This window comes from Curtobacterium sp. AC268 (genome assembly GCF_979258745.1).
Genome location: NZ_OZ409878.1, coordinates 2,157,055 through 2,172,023, shown reverse-complemented (window position 1 = coordinate 2,172,023; position 14,969 = coordinate 2,157,055). Strand labels below are relative to the sequence as shown.

Annotated in this window: 16 protein-coding genes; 6 read left to right on the top strand and 10 right to left on the bottom strand. The window is 72.1% G+C overall.

Going from position 1 to position 14,969, the window contains the following annotated elements; translation table 11 throughout:
• Positions 1-8: 8 nt before the first annotated feature.
• Positions 9-245: a hypothetical protein gene (locus ACZZ9K_RS10305; protein ID WP_138802142.1), complete on the bottom strand. Its 237-nt coding sequence runs from the start codon at positions 243-245 to the stop codon at positions 9-11.
• Positions 246-356: 111 nt separating this feature from the next.
• Here ACZZ9K_RS10305 and ACZZ9K_RS10300 point away from each other — a divergent pair, with 111 nt between their 5' ends.
• Positions 357-1,343, top strand: a complete 987-nt coding sequence (locus ACZZ9K_RS10300; protein ID WP_463443989.1) for an aldo/keto reductase — start codon at positions 357-359, stop codon at positions 1,341-1,343.
• A 95-nt stretch (positions 1,344-1,438) separates the two neighbouring features.
• Here ACZZ9K_RS10300 and ACZZ9K_RS10295 read toward each other — a convergent pair whose 3' ends face one another.
• Together ACZZ9K_RS10295 and ACZZ9K_RS10290 are read right to left on the bottom strand one after the other, a co-directional pair.
• A complete protein-coding gene (locus ACZZ9K_RS10295; RefSeq protein WP_138802140.1) occupies positions 1,439-1,921 on the bottom strand; it encodes an FBP domain-containing protein in 483 nt (160 codons plus the stop codon).
• Positions 1,922-2,089: 168 nt separating this feature from the next.
• A complete protein-coding gene (locus ACZZ9K_RS10290) occupies positions 2,090-2,830 on the bottom strand; it encodes a class I SAM-dependent methyltransferase (RefSeq protein WP_463443988.1) in 741 nt (246 codons plus the stop codon).
• A gap of 38 nt (positions 2,831-2,868) precedes the next feature.
• Here ACZZ9K_RS10290 and ACZZ9K_RS10285 point away from each other — a divergent pair, with 38 nt between their 5' ends.
• A complete protein-coding gene (locus ACZZ9K_RS10285; RefSeq protein WP_463443987.1) occupies positions 2,869-3,072 on the top strand; it encodes a hypothetical protein in 204 nt (67 codons plus the stop codon).
• Positions 3,073-3,117: 45 nt separating this feature from the next.
• Here the strand turns inward: ACZZ9K_RS10285 and ACZZ9K_RS10280 are convergent, their stop codons facing one another.
• The 3 genes from ACZZ9K_RS10280 to ACZZ9K_RS10270 all read right to left on the bottom strand — a co-directional run bounded on the left by ACZZ9K_RS10280 (position 3,118) and on the right by ACZZ9K_RS10270 (position 6,789).
• Positions 3,118-4,029 (bottom strand): helix-turn-helix transcriptional regulator, encoded by a 912-nt coding sequence (locus ACZZ9K_RS10280; RefSeq protein WP_071406260.1) that lies wholly within the window; start codon positions 4,027-4,029, stop codon positions 3,118-3,120.
• Between the two features lie 225 nt (positions 4,030-4,254).
• Positions 4,255-5,529 carry a hemolysin family protein gene (locus ACZZ9K_RS10275; RefSeq protein WP_463443986.1) on the bottom strand — a complete coding sequence of 425 codons (1,275 nt, stop codon included), beginning with the start codon at positions 5,527-5,529 and terminating at the stop codon, positions 4,255-4,257.
• A 144-nt stretch (positions 5,530-5,673) separates the two neighbouring features.
• Positions 5,674-6,789: a M23 family metallopeptidase gene (locus ACZZ9K_RS10270; protein WP_463443985.1), complete on the bottom strand. Its 1,116-nt coding sequence runs from the start codon at positions 6,787-6,789 to the stop codon at positions 5,674-5,676.
• A 162-nt stretch (positions 6,790-6,951) separates the two neighbouring features.
• Between ACZZ9K_RS10270 and ACZZ9K_RS10265 the strand changes: the two genes are divergently transcribed.
• A complete protein-coding gene (locus tag ACZZ9K_RS10265; protein ID WP_111056500.1) occupies positions 6,952-7,446 on the top strand; it encodes a hypothetical protein in 495 nt (164 codons plus the stop codon).
• Positions 7,447-7,449: 3 nt separating this feature from the next.
• Here ACZZ9K_RS10265 and ACZZ9K_RS10260 read toward each other — a convergent pair whose 3' ends face one another.
• Positions 7,450-7,815 (bottom strand): hypothetical protein, encoded by a 366-nt coding sequence (locus ACZZ9K_RS10260; protein ID WP_138802136.1) that lies wholly within the window; start codon positions 7,813-7,815, stop codon positions 7,450-7,452.
• A 193-nt stretch (positions 7,816-8,008) separates the two neighbouring features.
• Here ACZZ9K_RS10260 and ACZZ9K_RS10255 point away from each other — a divergent pair, with 193 nt between their 5' ends.
• Positions 8,009-10,219 (top strand): NADP-dependent isocitrate dehydrogenase, encoded by a 2,211-nt coding sequence (locus tag ACZZ9K_RS10255; protein ID WP_463443984.1) that lies wholly within the window; start codon positions 8,009-8,011, stop codon positions 10,217-10,219.
• 162 nt (positions 10,220-10,381) lie between these two features.
• Here the strand turns inward: ACZZ9K_RS10255 and ACZZ9K_RS10250 are convergent, their stop codons facing one another.
• Together ACZZ9K_RS10250 and ACZZ9K_RS10245 are read right to left on the bottom strand one after the other, a co-directional pair.
• Positions 10,382-10,837: a DUF3817 domain-containing protein gene (locus ACZZ9K_RS10250; RefSeq protein WP_463443983.1), complete on the bottom strand. Its 456-nt coding sequence runs from the start codon at positions 10,835-10,837 to the stop codon at positions 10,382-10,384.
• A gap of 113 nt (positions 10,838-10,950) precedes the next feature.
• Positions 10,951-12,393: a DUF4832 domain-containing protein gene (locus tag ACZZ9K_RS10245; RefSeq protein WP_463443982.1), complete on the bottom strand. Its 1,443-nt coding sequence runs from the start codon at positions 12,391-12,393 to the stop codon at positions 10,951-10,953.
• A gap of 141 nt (positions 12,394-12,534) precedes the next feature.
• Here ACZZ9K_RS10245 and ACZZ9K_RS10240 point away from each other — a divergent pair, with 141 nt between their 5' ends.
• Both ACZZ9K_RS10240 and ACZZ9K_RS10235 read left to right on the top strand, forming a co-directional pair.
• Entirely contained in the window at positions 12,535-13,311 is a 777-nt protein-coding gene (locus tag ACZZ9K_RS10240; protein ID WP_027466841.1) for a ThuA domain-containing protein, read from the top strand.
• The gene (locus ACZZ9K_RS10235; protein WP_138802132.1) at positions 13,308-14,465 is read left to right on the top strand and encodes a PP2C family protein-serine/threonine phosphatase; all 1,158 of its coding nucleotides are present in this window, start codon (positions 13,308-13,310) and stop codon (positions 14,463-14,465) included. Before ACZZ9K_RS10240 ends, ACZZ9K_RS10235 begins: the two co-directional genes overlap by 4 nt.
• A gap of 54 nt (positions 14,466-14,519) precedes the next feature.
• On the opposite strand, the gene ACZZ9K_RS10230 is transcribed toward ACZZ9K_RS10235, so the two are convergent.
• Positions 14,520-14,963: a disulfide bond formation protein B gene (locus ACZZ9K_RS10230; protein ID WP_138802131.1), complete on the bottom strand. Its 444-nt coding sequence runs from the start codon at positions 14,961-14,963 to the stop codon at positions 14,520-14,522.
• Positions 14,964-14,969 lie beyond the last annotated feature (6 nt).

Sequence of the window (14,969 nt, the reverse complement as noted above, 5' to 3'; positions counted from 1 at the left end):
CGGGCGATTCAGCCGGGGAAGCCGCCGCCGGCGCCCGTGATGCCGGGGTGCGCGGACTTGGCGAGCCCCTCGGTCCTGGAGTGCGCAGCTTCGGCTTCGGCCGCGGCGCGTGCGCTGTCACGCGGGTCCGACAGGTCTTCGATCGCTTCGAGCGCCCGCCGCCGACGGCGGTTCTGCACCTCGAGCACGACGAGCAGGGTGCCGAGCACGACGACCACGGCGATGACGATCCAGATGACGACCATGACACTCCCCCGAGCCCGGGGCGTCTGCCCCGTCCCTCGCAGCGTAGCGGTGCGGAGGCGGGTACAGCCAGTGCCTCCCGCCGTCAGGGGGACCGGGAGTAGACCTGCAGCATGCAGACACGCAAGCTCGCAGACCTCGAGGTCGGACCGATCGGCCTCGGAACCATGGGCATGAGCGCCTTCTACACGGGCGCCGGCACCGACGACGACGAGTCGATCCGCACCATCCACCGCGCGATCGACCTCGGCGTCACCCTGTTCGACACCGCCGAGGCGTACGGCCCCTACACGAACGAGGAACTCCTGCGCCGTGCGCTCGAGGGCCGTCGCGACGACGTCGTCATCGCGACCAAGTTCGGCCTGTACCAGCACGAGGCCGGTGAGGAGACGCCGACGCAGCAGCGCGGGATCTCCAGCAAGCCCGAGTCCGTGCGCGAGGCCCTCGAAGGCTCCCTCCGTCGCCTGGGCACGGACCACATCGACCTCTACTACCAGCACCGCGTCGACCCGGCCGTCCCGATCGAGGACGTCATGGGGCAGCTCGCCGGCTTCGTGCAGGAGGGCAAGATCCGCCACATCGGCCTGTCCGAGGCCGGACCCGAGACGATCCGGAAAGCCCACGCCGTCCACCCGATCACCGCGCTGCAGAGCGAGTACTCGCTGTGGACGCGGGACCCCGAGGGCGACGTGCTCGACACCCTGCGCGAGCTCGGCATCGGCCTGGTGCCGTACTCGCCGCTCGGCCGCGGGTTCCTGACCGGCGCGATCACGAAGCCGTCCGACCTGGACTCCGACGACTTCCGCCTGGCGAACCCGCGCTTCCAGGAAGAGGCGTTCGAGCAGAACATGCGCATCGTCGACGCGGTCAAGGAGATCGCCACCGAGGCCGGCGCCACCCCGGCGCAGGTGTCGCTCGCCTGGCTGCTGGCCCAGGGCGACGACATCGTCCCGATCCCCGGCACGAAGCGGGTCTCCCGCCTCGAGGAGAACGTCGGCGCAGCCGACCTGACCCTCACCGCGGACCAGCTGTCGCGCCTGTCGGCGCTGCCGGTCCCGACCGGTGACCGCTACCCCGACATGTCGACCATCGGTCGGTAGACGCGACCGCATGACGGACGGGAGGCCCGGTGCCAGCTGGCACCGGGCCTCCCGTCCGTCGTCAGTCGCGTTTGCGGACGCGAGACGCCGGCGTCTCAGACCTCCGCGGCGAAGGACGCGGCCCGGACCTGCAGGTCCTCGATGCGCCGGAGGCGCGCTGCCTCGACGTCGTAGCCCTCGTAGGCGGGCGGCGGCAGCTTCCGGACGTTCCGCGAGCACTGGAAGTCCTGGCACACCAGGGTGCCGACGGTGTTGCCGTTCCGTCCGGCCGGCCCGGACCGTTTCGCGCTGTAGAACGCGACGTCGTTCGGCAGCTTGACGTCCTGGCACCACGAGCACTGGGCCCGGGAGCGGGACGAGGCCTCGGCCTGCCGGAACAGGATGCCGATCAGGTCGCCGTCCAGGGTCGGCACGACGGCGTACGCACGCCGCCCGATCTTCGGGTCGCGCCAGCCGAGGTAGTCGAGCGCGTCCCAGTCGAGCGTCTCGAAGTCGGCGGGCAGCGTGAGGTCGGACACCTCCTTGCGCGAGGCGTTGACGAAGGACGTGCGGAGGGTCTTCTCCGTGATGGGGAGCATGGGTGATCGCTTTCGTGCGGGCCCGGGGCGTGCGGACGCACGCCGCACCGGGCAGAGGAGGTCAGGGTTCGACGAGGTCGGCCGCACCCGAGGGCACGACCGAGGGCCTCACGCCCTGATGCCGGCGATACGGGCGCCGACCACCTCCTGGAAGCTCACCCGAACAGCCTACGACCGGGTGTCAAGCCCGGCCCGGTCCGTCCGCGGTCGGTTCGGCGTCGCCGTGACCAGGACGACCGAGCCCTCGTACGTCGGGCGGATTCGCAACGACCCGTGCCGCCGGTCCCACTCCCCCGCCTCCAGCGCGGTCCGGAGCGCTGCCACCGACCGCCGGACGGTGAACTCGTCGACCAGTCCCCACGCCGGGTCCGCCTGGCGCACGCCGGGGTCGAGCAGTCGCTCGGGGCGGGCGTAGTACGCCTCGGCGAACCCGTCGACGCACGTGAACGGGATCGGCAGCGGGGTGCTCGTCACGGTGTCGTCGCCCAGTGCGTCGGCGATCCGCTGCAGTGCCGGATGGCGACGGGCGTCCGCCGCCAGCACCTCGGGCGCGTACTCGGCGAGCCAGGAGCGCTCGATGCGGTCGGGGTCGAACGTCAGGACCACGATCGGGCCCCGGGTCACCCGACGCACCTCGGCGAGCACGCCTTCGACGTCGTGCCACTCGTGCATCGAGAAGGTCGTCATCGCGGCGTCGAAGGTGTCGTCGGCGAAGGGCAGGTCTCCGGCGGGCTCCACGGCGGTCACGTCGCGGTCGGTCGGCGCGTACGAAGGGGCACCGGCACCGATGTCGAGCACGGTCCGGGCGTCGCCGAGGGCCTTCGCGACCGCACGGGCGAACGCGGGTTCGGGCCGGCGGTGCTGCCGGTGGTCCGCATCCCCTGCTGAGCCGTCCGTCGTCCTCGTCACGTCCCCACCCTACGAACCCGCGCTGCTATGTTCGACGGATGCTCGCAGACAGTGGTCTCGGATTCGTCGTCGTCCTCTACGCCCTGTTCGTGCTGGCGCTCGCCGTGCTGGCCGTCGCCCTCATCGTGCTCGTGTTCGCCGCGATCCGTGTGCTGCGGTTGTCGGCGACGGAGCGGCAGCTGCGCATCGAGCGGATGCGCTCGCCGGAGCTGTTCGACGGGGACATGCCGCCCCAGGCGTGACGGTCCGACCGCGGGGCTGAGGCTCCCGGCGGTCCGGGGTCCGGGTCAGTCGACCGACTCGGACTCGGACTCCGACTCGCGCAGGGCCGCGTACTGCTCGGCCCGTTCCGTCGCGGCCCAGCTGCCGAGCAGCGCGAGCGACCGCTCGGACTCGCTGCCCGGCTCGGCCGAGTACGAGAACAGCGTCAGGCCGGGGTCGGCGACCAGGTCGAGCGCCTCGTAGGACAGCCGCAGCTCCCCCACGATCGGGTGGTCGATGCGCTTCTTGCCGGTGCGCTGCATCCGGACGTCGTGGGCGGCCCACCAGCCGCGGAACTCCTCGCTCCGGGTGGAGAGCTCACCGACGAGCGTGATGAGCCCCGGCTCGCAGGGGTTCGACACCGCGGCGGTCCGGAGCACGGCCACGGCGTCCTTCGCGGTCTGTGCCCAGTCCGGGAAGAAGTCGCGGGCGGCCGGGTCGAGGAACGTGAAGCGTGCGGTGTTCACCGGGCGTCCGGGGCCGGCGAAGAGCGGTGCGTAGAGCGCACGGCCGAGTTCGTTCGTCGCGACGACGTCCCCGCGCTCGTTCCGCACCCAGGCCGGTGCGCCGGTGATGGCGTCGAGCAGCCGCTGCACGCCGGGGCGCACGCGGGTCGGCACGTTCCGGTGCATGACCTTCGCGCCGGAGTTCGCCAGGCGCGTGAGGTCCCACAGGTGCGCACGCTCGTCCTCGTCGAGCTGCAGGGCGCTCGCCAGGCCCTCGAGCACGCTGTCCGAGACGCCCTTGAGCGAGCCCCGCTCGAGCCGTGTGTAGTAGTCGACGCTCACGCCGGCGAGCATGGCGACCTCGTGTCGTCGCAGCCCGGGCACGCGTCGGACCCCGCCGCCGAACGACGGCATGCCGACCTGCTCGGGGGTGAGCCGCGCCCGCCTGGAGGACAGGAAGTCGCGGATCTCGTTGCGCACGTCGATACCCATGCGACGAGCGTACGTGCCCGGGCCGTGCGTCCGGCAGGCGGGAGGGCCGCGGCGGGGCCGCCGGCCGTCTCTGACTGGTCACGACACGTCGCGTGCCGTGCGCCGTCCCGTCGCAACCTGTCGGCTGGTGGCGCCGCAGGCGACGGCCTGTGACCGCTCGCCGGCGCCCCGCGGGGTGTTGCGACCGCCTGCGCCACGGGCCTCCCGTCCGACGCGGGGCCGCGGTCAGGACGCGGCGTCGGCTCCGATGCGCACGCGCGCGACGCGGTGACCGTCCATGGCGGTCACCTCGAGGCGGTGTCCGCCGGCCAGGACGACGTCGCCGACCTCGGGTACGCGGTCCAGCTGCACCTGCACGAGCCCACCCACGGTCTCGTAGTCGCCGTCCGGCAGGACAGGACCGCCGTCCGCGGCCAGGTCCTCGAGCACCGTGGCGCCGTCGACGCCGTCGTGTGCCAGCACGGACTCGTCGTACTCGCTGGAGTCCCACTCGTCGCGGATGCGGCCGACGAGGTCCTCGAGCAGCGCCTCGAGCGTGACCATGCCGGCGCTGCCGCCGTACTCGTCGACCACCAGGGCGATCTGGTGGCCGTCGGTGCGCATGTCCGCGATCGCGCTCGACAGCGACTTCGTCTCCGGCAGGGCGAGCACCGGCCGGACGAGCGTGGCGACCGGGGCCGCGGGGTCGACCGGACGCAGCAGGTCACGGAGGTGCACGAAGCCCTGGACCTCGTCGCGCCCGCCGGAGGTCACGAGGTACCGGGTGTGCCCGGCTGCGATGGCCTGGTCGGTGGCCTCGGCGACGGAGAGGCCGGCGTCCAGCGTCGACACGTCGTACCAGGGGCGCATCGACTCGCGCAGGGTGCGGTCACCGGCGTCCAGGGCGCTGCGGGCGATCCGGCGTCCCTGCTCGTCGACGCCGGTGTGCTCGTCGACCAGGCCGCGGAGCTCCTCGGTGCTCATCGACTCGCTGCGGGCGTCCGGGTCGCCACCGAGCAGTCGCACGACGGTGTCGGTGGACTTCGAGAGCAGCCAGATCACCGGCCGCATCAGCACCGCGAAGCGCTCCAGGGTCGGGGCGACGGCCATCGAGAAGCCCTCGGCACGCTGCAGGGCGAGGCGCTTCGGCACGAGCTCGCCGAACACGAGCGACAGGTACGCGATGACGAGGGTCATCAGCACCAGCGCGACGGCTTCGGCCGTGCCCTGCTCGAGGCCGAGCTCCTGGAACAGCGGGGCGACGTCGGGTGCGATCGACGACGCACCGTACGCGGCGGAGAAGAACCCGGCGACGGTCACGCCGATCTGCACGGCGGACAGGAACCGGTTCGGGTCACGGCCGAGCTCGGCGACCCGCATCCCGCGGGGGCCGCGGCGTTCGAGCTGCTGCAGCTGGGATTCGCGGAGGGAGACGAGTGCGATCTCGGCGGCCGCGAAGACCCCGCCGACGAGCACGAAGAGGATGACGAGCCCGAAGGCGATCCAGGTGTCGGCGCCCATCAGCGGGCAGCCGCCTCGGATCGACGACGGGCGGGCGGTCTGTGGGGATCGTCCATGCCTGTGAGTCTGCACAGGCCGACTGGGACATCACCGTGCTGCCGCTCGACAGCTGCTGTGGATCCCGCGCCGTGACGGGAGCGGTCGCTACAGGGTGAGCGAGCGACCGATGCGCGCTTCGAGCCACGCCTTCGGGTCGATCGGCGTGACGCCGTCCATCAGGACCTCGAGGTGCAGGTGCGCACCGGTCGAGACGCCGGAGGACCCGACGAGCCCGATGAACTGCCCGGCAGCGACGGTGTCGCCGACCTTGAGCGGCGAGGAGCCGGGGATCATGTGGCCGTAGAGCGTGGACACCTGTCGGCCGTCGACCACGTGGTCGATGATGACCGCGTTCCCGTACGAGAAGTAGGTGCCCGAGACCCGGACCTTGCCCGCGGCGACGGCGCCGATCGGCGTGCCCATGCCCGGGGTGAAGTCGAGGCCCTGGTGCAGCGACGAGCACGCGCCGCACGGTGCCGAGCGGTACCCGAAGCCGGAGCTCATCTGCACGGGGCCGGGGAACGGCGAGCGGACCGCGCCGCCGAACGACACGGCGCCTCCGGCGGTCGCCGCGGCGTCGGCGGAACCGGCCGTCTTCGTGGTGACGGTCGAGCCGCCGCCGACGGTGAAGCCGTCACGGTCGAACCCGGCGGCCGTGACCGCCTGGGTCACGGCGTAGTCCTGGGTGCGCACGACCGGCGCGATGGTCGACGTGGCCATCGAGGTGCCGGCGCTCGCGTGGGCGGGCATCGCCGAGGCGGCGAACATCGCGATGGCGGCGGCGGCGCTGGTGAGGGTGATGCGTCCGGCACGGGCCGACCGGGAGGCCCGGGGTGCGCTGGCGACGCGGGTCACCCTGGGTGCGGGGCGACGGACGACGCGCTGGATGCGGTCGTCGACGTGCTCGGTGGTGGCGCGTGCGGCTGCGGAGCGGCGGCCGGCCGGCTCGGTGGCCGAGGACGCGGTCGCGGTCGCGAGGACGATGGCCTTCGACGGCTTGGCCACCTTGGCGGCCTTCGGCGCCTTGGCGACCTTGGCCGGCTTGGCGACCTTCGCTGCCTTGGCCGGCTTCTCGGGCTTGGCGGTCTTCGCGACCGGCGCCGTCCTGCTGCGACGCTGCGGTCCGCGGGCCGCTGCGCGCTCGGCCTCGAGGGCGGCGCGACGGGACAGGTGCACCACCGGGGTCGCCGGGTGCTGGTCTGGTTCGGGTGCAGTCGTCATGGCCGCCCACCATTCTGCACGACTCTGTCGCTTTGTACAGGCCCTTCCGTGATCTTTTCGTTACCGAGTGCGCTGGGAGGCGCCTGATCACCACGGGCGGAAGCGTCCCCCGAGCCCTCCGCATCGGTACGGTCAGGGGAAAGCGACGGAAGGACCCGCACCATGGCCCGATCGCCGCGTGAGCGGTACGGAACGGTCGACCTGGCGTCGGCCGACGTCGTGCTGGCCGGTACCCAGGAACTCCTGCCCGTGCTCCGGGCCGCGGCCGTGCGAGCCGGGATCGACGCCGCGCGGATGCGGGTCATCGGGGTCGACGACCTGCCGGACCCCGACGAGACCTGGGACGCGGCGCTGGCCGTCATCGCCATCCGCCGCCCCGGTGACGACCCCGCGTTCCACCGGGCGCAGGCGGCGGCCGAACTCATCGCGCCGATGCTCGCGCCGCACGCCGTCCGCATCGTCGTCACGGTGTCCGGGGTGACCCGGCTCGCGCCGAAGCTCGAGCGCACCCTGACGTCCGAGGTCCTGCACCAGATCGATGCCGCGTCGGCCTCGTCCGGGTTCCGTCGGCCCTTCCGGCCCCTGCGGATGCGGCTCGGGCTCGCCGGGCTCCGTGCCGCCGGCGTCCGGGTGTTCCGCGTCTCGATCGGCGACTGAGGATCAGGCTCCGTCGGGTCCGGAGCCGTGCGCGGCGCTCGCCTGCACCGACGGGTGTGGAGGAGCGGCGTGCGCGATGACGGAGACACTGCCGACGGCGAGCGCGAGCGCCAGCGCTCCGGCGGTGCAGGCCGTCCCGATCCGCCGCAACCGCGACCGGCTGCCTCGCTGGCGCGGTGCGAACCGCTTGGCGCTCCGTCGGGGTTCGGGGCCGACGAGCCAGGGACCGGAGCCGTCGGGGTCGTACGAGAACGGGCCGGAGCCGTCCGGCGCGTACCGGTAGGGGCCGCTGCCGTCCGAGGCGTAGGCGGACCGCAGGTCCTCCGCCCTCCAGCCGAAGTCGTCCGGGGTCTGCCGTGTGGTGGTCATGCGCGCTCTCCCTCGCTCTGGTGCTGCGGAAGACCAGTCCACGCACCGTTCCTATGTGTCGACAGTGCGCCTCCAGGGTGTAGGCCGAGCATCTGCCGCGCGGAGGCGGGGGCCATGTATCTTGATGTCGAGACATCCTGCGCCACGAGTACCGTGGACGTACCGACGGTCGAACAAGGGAGTACCCGCCAGCATGGCCAAGATCATCTACACCCTCACGGACGAGGCGCCGTTCCTCGCCACCCACTCCTTCCTCCCGGTCATCCAGGCTTTCGCCGGCACCGCGGGTGTCGACGTCGAGACCCGCGACATCTCGCTCGCCGGCCGGATCATCGCCCAGTTCCCGGAGCGGCTCACCGACGAGCAGCGCCTGGACGACGCCCTCGCCGAGCTCGGCGACCTGGCGAAGACCCCTGAGGCGAACATCATCAAGCTGCCGAACATCTCGGCGTCGATCCCCCAGCTCAAGGTCGCGATCAAGGAACTGCAGGCGCAGGGCTACGACCTGCCCGACTACCCGGACGAGGCCACGACCGACGAGCAGCGCGACGTCCGCGCCCGCTACGGCCGTGTCCAGGGCAGCGCCGTCAACCCGGTGCTGCGCGAGGGCAACTCCGACCGCCGCGCACCCCTGTCGGTCAAGAACTACGCCCGCAAGCACCCGCACCGCATGGGCGCCTGGTCGCGCGACTCGAAGACGAACGTCAGCACCATGGGCGTCGACGACTTCCGCTCGAACGAGAAGTCCTGGATCGCCCCCGACGACGACGTCCTGACGATCACCTTCGTGGCCGAGGACGGCAGCGAGCAGGTCCTCAAGCAGTCGATCCCCGTCCTGCAGGGCGAGGTCGTCGACGGCACCGTGCTGCACGTGGCCGCACTCGAGTCGTTCCTGCGCAAGCAGATCGAGCGCGCCGCGGCCGAGGACGTCCTGTTCTCCGTGCACCTCAAGGCCACGATGATGAAGATCTCCGACCCGATCATCTTCGGGCACGTCATCAAGGCGTTCTTCCCGTCGGTGTTCGAGCGCTACGGCGCCGACCTCGCCGCCGCGGGCCTGACCCCGAACGACGGCCTCGGCTCGATCCTCGCCGGCCTCGCTGCGCTGCCGAACGGCGCCGAGATCGAGCGTGCCTTCAAGCAGGGCATCGCCGACGGCCCCGAGCTCGCCATGGTCGACTCGGACAAGGGCATCACGAACCTGCACGTGCCGAGCGACGTCATCGTCGACGCGTCGATGCCCGCGATGATCCGCACCTCGGGGCACATGTGGGGCCCGGACGGCGATGAGCACGACACCCTCGCCGTCATCCCCGACTCGAGCTACGCCGGTATCTACCAGGCCGTGCTCGACGACTGCCGCGCCCACGGCGCCTTCGACCCGTCCACGATGGGCTCCGTGCCCAACGTCGGCCTGATGGCGCAGAAGGCCGAGGAGTACGGCTCGCACGACAAGACCTTCGAGCTCCCCGGCGCCGGTGTGGTCCGCGTCACGACCGCGTCGGGCGACGTCGTCATCGAACACGACGTCGAGCCCGGTGACATCTGGCGCGCCTGCCAGACGAAGGACGTCGCCATCCGCGACTGGGTGAAGCTCGCCGTCACCCGCGCCCGTGCCTCCGCGACGCCGGCCGTGTTCTGGCTCGACGAGACCCGCGCCCACGACGCGAAGCTCATCGGGCTCGTCCGCCAGTACCTCGGCGAGCACGACACCGACGGCCTGCAGATCGAGATCCTCGCGCCCGAGGACGCCATGCGCTTCTCGCTCGAGCGCATCCGCCGCGGTGAGGACACCATCTCGGTCACCGGCAACGTCCTGCGCGACTACCTGACGGACCTGTTCCCGATCATGGAGCTCGGCACCTCGGCGAAGATGCTCTCCGTCGTCCCGCTGCTGGGCGGTGGCGGCCTGTTCGAGACCGGTGCCGGTGGTTCCGCGCCGAAGCACGTACAGCAGCTCGTGCAGCAGAACTACCTGCGCTGGGACAGCCTGGGCGAGTTCCTCGCACTGGCGGTCAGCCTCGAGCACCTCGCCGGTGTGACGGGCAACGAGCGGGCGAAGATCCTGGGCGAGACCCTCGACCGTGCCACCGGGACGTTCCTCGAGCAGGACAAGTCCCCGGGTCGGAAGCTCGGCTCGATCGACAACCGCGGCAGCCACTTCTACCTGGCGAAGTACTGGGCCGAAGAGCTCGCGGCGCAGACCCAGGACACCGAGCTCGCGGCGTCGTTCGCGGACCTCGCGGCGAAGCTCGGCGAGCAGGAGCACACCATCGTCGACGAGCTCGTCTCGGTGCAGGGCCACCCGGCGGACATCGGCGGCTACTACCGTCCCGACGACGCCAAGACGAGCGCGGTCATGCGTCCGTCCGCCACGTTGAACGCGGCGCTGGCAGCGCTCTAGCAGCGACCGGCCCACGGACAGGAGGCCCGGTGCCAGCTGGCACCGGGCCTCCTGTCCGTCCGTGGTCGCGACCACGGCCGCGCTTCGTGAGCAGCAATGGTCGCGTCCGCACCACGAACCCGACCATTCCTGCTCACGAAGTGACAGGGGACGCGCGGGGCGTCAGCCGCGGGACGGGACGGGCGGGCCGGCGGCGAGCAACCCGGTGAAGACCAGGACGACGGCCACGACCCCGATGCCCGTGGCCACGGCGGGCCGACGGACCACGAAGAACAGCAGACGGTCCCAGAAGCCCGAGTGGGCGTCCGGCGAGCGTCGCCAGGAGCCCTCGAGCATGCCGCGGCGGGCGACCGCGACCTCGAACGGCACCGTGGCGTACGGCACGACGGCACTGGCCCAGCCGAGCACGAGCGCCCCGAACGACCACCGCTGGTTCACCGCGACGACCGTCGTGACCACCAGGTACGCCAGGAACACGAAGCCGTGCACCCCACCGCCGATGCGGACGCCCCAGTCGCCGGCGTCCAGGCCGTACTTGAGCACCATCCCGAGGATGAGCAGGGTCCAGGTCACGAGTTCGGCGACCGCGGCGGCGCGGAACAGGGAGCGCGGAGTCATGGCCTCCATGGTGGCGGACCCGGTTGACAGACAGCAGGACGCCCGACCTGCGGGGCACCCCACGGACAGCAGGACGCCCCGGGCCGATCGACCCGGGGCGTCCTGCTGTCGGGTCAGTGCCGCACCACCACCGTCTGGCCCAGGCGGTTCAGGCCGGCGCGCGCGTCCCACGTGCCGGTGTTCGCGGTCTGGATCGCGAAGGCCGGGTTCGACGCCACCGAGCGTTCGGGTGCGGGCAGGGCGAGGGCGACGTCCCAGCGGCCCTTCGGCAGGTGTGCGAGCGACGCCCGGACGGTCACGGTCCGGCCCGGCTGCCACGATGACGCGTCGGCACGCACCGGCACGGTGACCCTGCGGTGCCCGTCGGTCAGGACGAGCTGCACCGGGCGGCTGTTGTACGGCGCCGCCCAGCCGTCGTTCCGCACCGACACCGCGACCGACGGCGTGCGACCGGTGGTGACGGTGCTCGAGGTCATCGTGAAGCGGTAGCCGAGCTTCTTCGCCGCGTCGGTCATGCCGTCCGCGCCCCAGGTCGCCAGGACGTCCTTGTTGTAGTCGAGGTTGAGGTAGCTGTAGTGGTACTTCGCCATCTCGGCCGAGGCGGACGGGTACTCGGACCGCGGCGCGTTCACGGCGCAGGTCTCGCCACCGACGGGGACGTACCGCGACTCGGCGGCCAGGTAGTCCTGGTCGAGTGACAGCGGGTCGCTCAGGAACGTGCCGAAGTCGTCCGGCGAGGCGAGGAAGCAGTCGTTGTGGTGCCCGATCCGCGACGCTGCCGATCCGTCGTGCGCCTGCGCCGGGGTGAGTGCCCCGGCCGTGCCGGACGGCGTGCGGAGTGCGTCCTGCTTCATCTGCATCGTGCGGACCTGGACCGAGCGGCTGGACGGCAGGGCCGCGAGTTCGGCCTGCAGGACCTGTCGTCGCGCGTCCTTGTCGGCCTCGGTCAGCACGCCCGGGTTCGCCGGGTCGCTGGCGAAGTGGTCGGTGTAGTAGCCCTCGCCCCAGAGCCCGATGAACCCCTGCTGCAGGGTCGGGATCACGTCGGCGTTCCGGCGGAGCGTCGGGGTGAGCTGCTGGATGTGCGCGAGCACGGTCGGCAGGTCGGCGTCGCCGTAGGGCGCCGAGTACGGGTACGCGCCGCCCTGCACGTACGCGAACCGGGTGATCACGCCCACCCCCGCCGCACGTGCGGTGTCGTAGTCGCGCTGCACGAGCCGCAGCCAGGCCGGACTGAGGCGCCGCTGCTGGACGAACGCCTCCATGTAGAACACCCGGACGACCTGGGTGACCCCCTCGGCGCGGTAGCCGCGGAGCGTCGCGGCGTCGAGCGGCGTGTACCCGGTGCCGTCGGCGCGGTAGTGCGTCTCGGTGGTGTGGTCGAACCCGCGCGATGGGTTCGGGATGACCGCGTCGCTCGCCGTGTAGGTCACGGTCGAGGTGGTCGCGGTCCGTGTCGGGTGGTGGCCGGTGGGCGACGACGCCCACGCGGTGGTCGGTACGGCGAGTGCGAGTGCCGCCGCGAGTGCGACGGTGGTGATGGTGCGGTGCTGCATCGGACGAGCCCCTGTCCTCGGCGCGGACGGTGATCGGCGCCCCCTGGCGCTGCCGTCCTGCGCGAATGTGATCTGAAGGTAGGCCAAACGATCAGAAAACGCCAGTGGATGCGCGAACCGAGCACGGGTAGCGTTGCCTGCATGTCGCCGTCGACCGAGAACCGTCCCCTGAACATCGTCGTCTGGAACGAGAACGTGCACGAGACCCGCGGTGACGCGACGGTCATCGGGCACTACCCCGACGGCATGCACACCGTGATCGCCGAGGCGCTCCGGCAGCTGCAGCCCGGGGCCGACGTCTCCACCGCCACCCTGCAGGAACCCGACCACGGCATCACCGCCGAACGGCTGGCCACCACGGACGTGCTGTTCTGGTGGGGCCACGCCGCCCACGACGAGGTGAGCGACGCCGTCGTCGACCTGGTCGTCGACGCCGTGCACGCCGGCATGGGCCTGGTGGTGCTCCACTCCGGCCACTACTCCAAGCCGTTCAAGCGCCTGATGGGCACGACCTGCTCGCTGAAGTGGCGGAACGACGGCGAGCGCGAACTCGTCTGGACCGTCGCGCCCGAGCACCCGATCGCCGCGGGGGTCCCGCACCCGATCGTCATCGACCGGCAGGAGATGTACGGCGAGTACTTCGACATCCCGCGCCCCGACGAAGAGGTGTTCCTGTCGACCTTCGCCGGTGGCGAGGTCTTCCGCTCCGGCGTCGCGTACCGCCGGGGGCTCGGCAAGGTCTTCTACTTCTCGCCCGGCGACCAGGAGTACCCCGTGTACCACCACCCCGACATCCAGCGCGTGCTGTCGAACGCCGCCGCCTGGGCCGCCCCGGTGTCCGAGCGCCGCGAGCTGACCGCCGACCCCCACCCGCGGGACTGGTTCCTGTCGGACGATGGGGGTAGACAGGCCGGGTGACCAACCATCTCGACGGTGCGGACAAGCGCACCGCGGTGATCGAGGCGCTCGCCATCTTGGGATCAGGACCCGAGGAGCGCTTCGACCGCATCACCCGCATGGCCCACGAGGCGTTCGACGTCCCGTTGACCTTCCTCAACCTCGTCCACCACGACCTCGTCACCACGCAGTCGACCTTCGGCTGGCACCAGGGATCGAGCGTCCCCGCCAGCGAGCAGTTCTGCGCGTCGACGGTGCTCACCCGCGAACCGATGGTGATCCCGGACGCGTCGCTCGACGCCCGGTTCGCCGACACGGCCGCGGTGGCGGAGCACGGCATCCGGTTCTACGCGGGCGCACCGTTGACCATGGTCGACGGCACCCGGGTGGGCACGCTGTGCCTGATGGACGCGGTGCCGCGCACGTTCTCGCCGGACGACGTCGCCCTGCTGGGTGACCTGGCCCGGTGGGCGGAGCGCGAGCTCGGCGTCGCCATCGACCGCGGACGGGTCCGTCGGGTGCTCGACGGCCTGGTGCCGGACCCGGTCGCGGTGCCGGGGTACGACCTCGACGTCCTGGTGGCCCAACACGACGACGGCGGGGGCGACGTCGCCGACTGGCGCGTCGCACCGGACGGCGCCCTGCACGTCACCGTCGGCCGGGTGAGCGCGGCCGGCCCGGCGTCGGGTCTGCTCGCCTCCGCGGTCCGCGGTGCCGTGGCGGCCCGGACCGGCACCGACATGCAGGACGCGATCGTCGGCCTGGAGGCGCAGGTCACCGCCGACCTGTCGGCCGCGGACGCCGTCGGCTCGCTCTTCCACCTGCGGCTCGACCCGACGTCGGGTCACGTCGACTTCGGCGACGCCGGCCACGGCCTGGCGGTGCTCGTCCCCGCCGACGGTCCGGCGCGCGTCCTGCACCCGCTCGACCTGCCGCTCGGGCTGCAGCCGGAGTCGATCCCCCGGTCGCCCGGCGCGCTCGACCTGCAACCCGGAGACCGGCTCGCGATCTGTACCCAGGGCGTCCTGACGCTCGACGGGCTCCGGCACCTGGACGACCTCGCCGAGCTGGCGCGCACGGCTCCGGACGGGGCCACGGCGGTCGAACGGGTGCGCACGGCGATCCCCACGGACGCCGCGGTCGACGTCACGCTGGTCGTGCTCACACGGCACTGAGCGGGATCCGCCGCCCAGGCGCCGCCCGGGGTGCTCACCGCCGCCCGCAGTGGATCAGGAGCGGGAGCGGTCCGGCCGCGGGCGCGGGGTACCGGTCAGCGCGACCACGAGCAGCGTCGCGAGCAGGGCGAACCCGGCGAGCTCGATGCCCAGACCGGCGAGCTGCCAGTACGCGCTGCCGACGTGCTGCGGCTGCGTGATCGACTCCGGCCACCACGACTCGATGAGCGGGAACGAGCCGGGGAACGGATCGAGGCCGAACACGACGAGGCCACCGAGCAGCAGGACGACCCCGAGGCCGGCCATCGCCCCACGGGACCGACGGAGCATGTGCACCACGAGGGCCGCACCCATGCCCGCGAGCCCGACGACGGCGAGCAGGAACGCGAGCACCACGATGGTCTGCGGCGCGAGCGCGACCCAGTCCAGCACCGCGATCGGCAGCAGCAGCCACCGCCCCGTCCGTGCCCAGCGCGCAGGGTTCCGCCATCCGTCCATGGCGAC

Bases quoted from the DNA above. Each gene is read 5' to 3' on its own strand.
- ACZZ9K_RS10305 (WP_138802142.1), bottom strand. From the start codon at position 245: ATGGTCGTCATCTGGATCGTCATCGCCGTGGTCGTCGTGCTCGGCACC.
- ACZZ9K_RS10300 (WP_463443989.1), top strand. From the start codon at position 357: ATGCAGACACGCAAGCTCGCAGACCTCGAGGTCGGACCGATCGGCCTC.
- ACZZ9K_RS10295 (WP_138802140.1), bottom strand. From the start codon at position 1,921: ATGCTCCCCATCACGGAGAAGACCCTCCGCACGTCCTTCGTCAACGCC.
- ACZZ9K_RS10285 (WP_463443987.1), top strand. From the start codon at position 2,869: ATGCTCGCAGACAGTGGTCTCGGATTCGTCGTCGTCCTCTACGCCCTG.
- ACZZ9K_RS10280 (WP_071406260.1), bottom strand. From the start codon at position 4,029: ATGGGTATCGACGTGCGCAACGAGATCCGCGACTTCCTGTCCTCCAGG.
- ACZZ9K_RS10275 (WP_463443986.1), bottom strand. From the start codon at position 5,529: ATGGGCGCCGACACCTGGATCGCCTTCGGGCTCGTCATCCTCTTCGTG.
- ACZZ9K_RS10270 (WP_463443985.1), bottom strand. From the start codon at position 6,789: ATGACGACTGCACCCGAACCAGACCAGCACCCGGCGACCCCGGTGGTG.
- ACZZ9K_RS10265 (WP_111056500.1), top strand. From the start codon at position 6,952: ATGGCCCGATCGCCGCGTGAGCGGTACGGAACGGTCGACCTGGCGTCG.
- ACZZ9K_RS10260 (WP_138802136.1), bottom strand. From the start codon at position 7,815: ATGACCACCACACGGCAGACCCCGGACGACTTCGGCTGGAGGGCGGAG.
- ACZZ9K_RS10255 (WP_463443984.1), top strand. From the start codon at position 8,009: ATGGCCAAGATCATCTACACCCTCACGGACGAGGCGCCGTTCCTCGCC.
- ACZZ9K_RS10250 (WP_463443983.1), bottom strand. From the start codon at position 10,837: ATGACTCCGCGCTCCCTGTTCCGCGCCGCCGCGGTCGCCGAACTCGTG.
- ACZZ9K_RS10245 (WP_463443982.1), bottom strand. From the start codon at position 12,393: ATGCAGCACCGCACCATCACCACCGTCGCACTCGCGGCGGCACTCGCA.
- ACZZ9K_RS10240 (WP_027466841.1), top strand. From the start codon at position 12,535: ATGTCGCCGTCGACCGAGAACCGTCCCCTGAACATCGTCGTCTGGAAC.
- ACZZ9K_RS10230 (WP_138802131.1), bottom strand. From the start codon at position 14,963: ATGGACGGATGGCGGAACCCTGCGCGCTGGGCACGGACGGGGCGGTGG.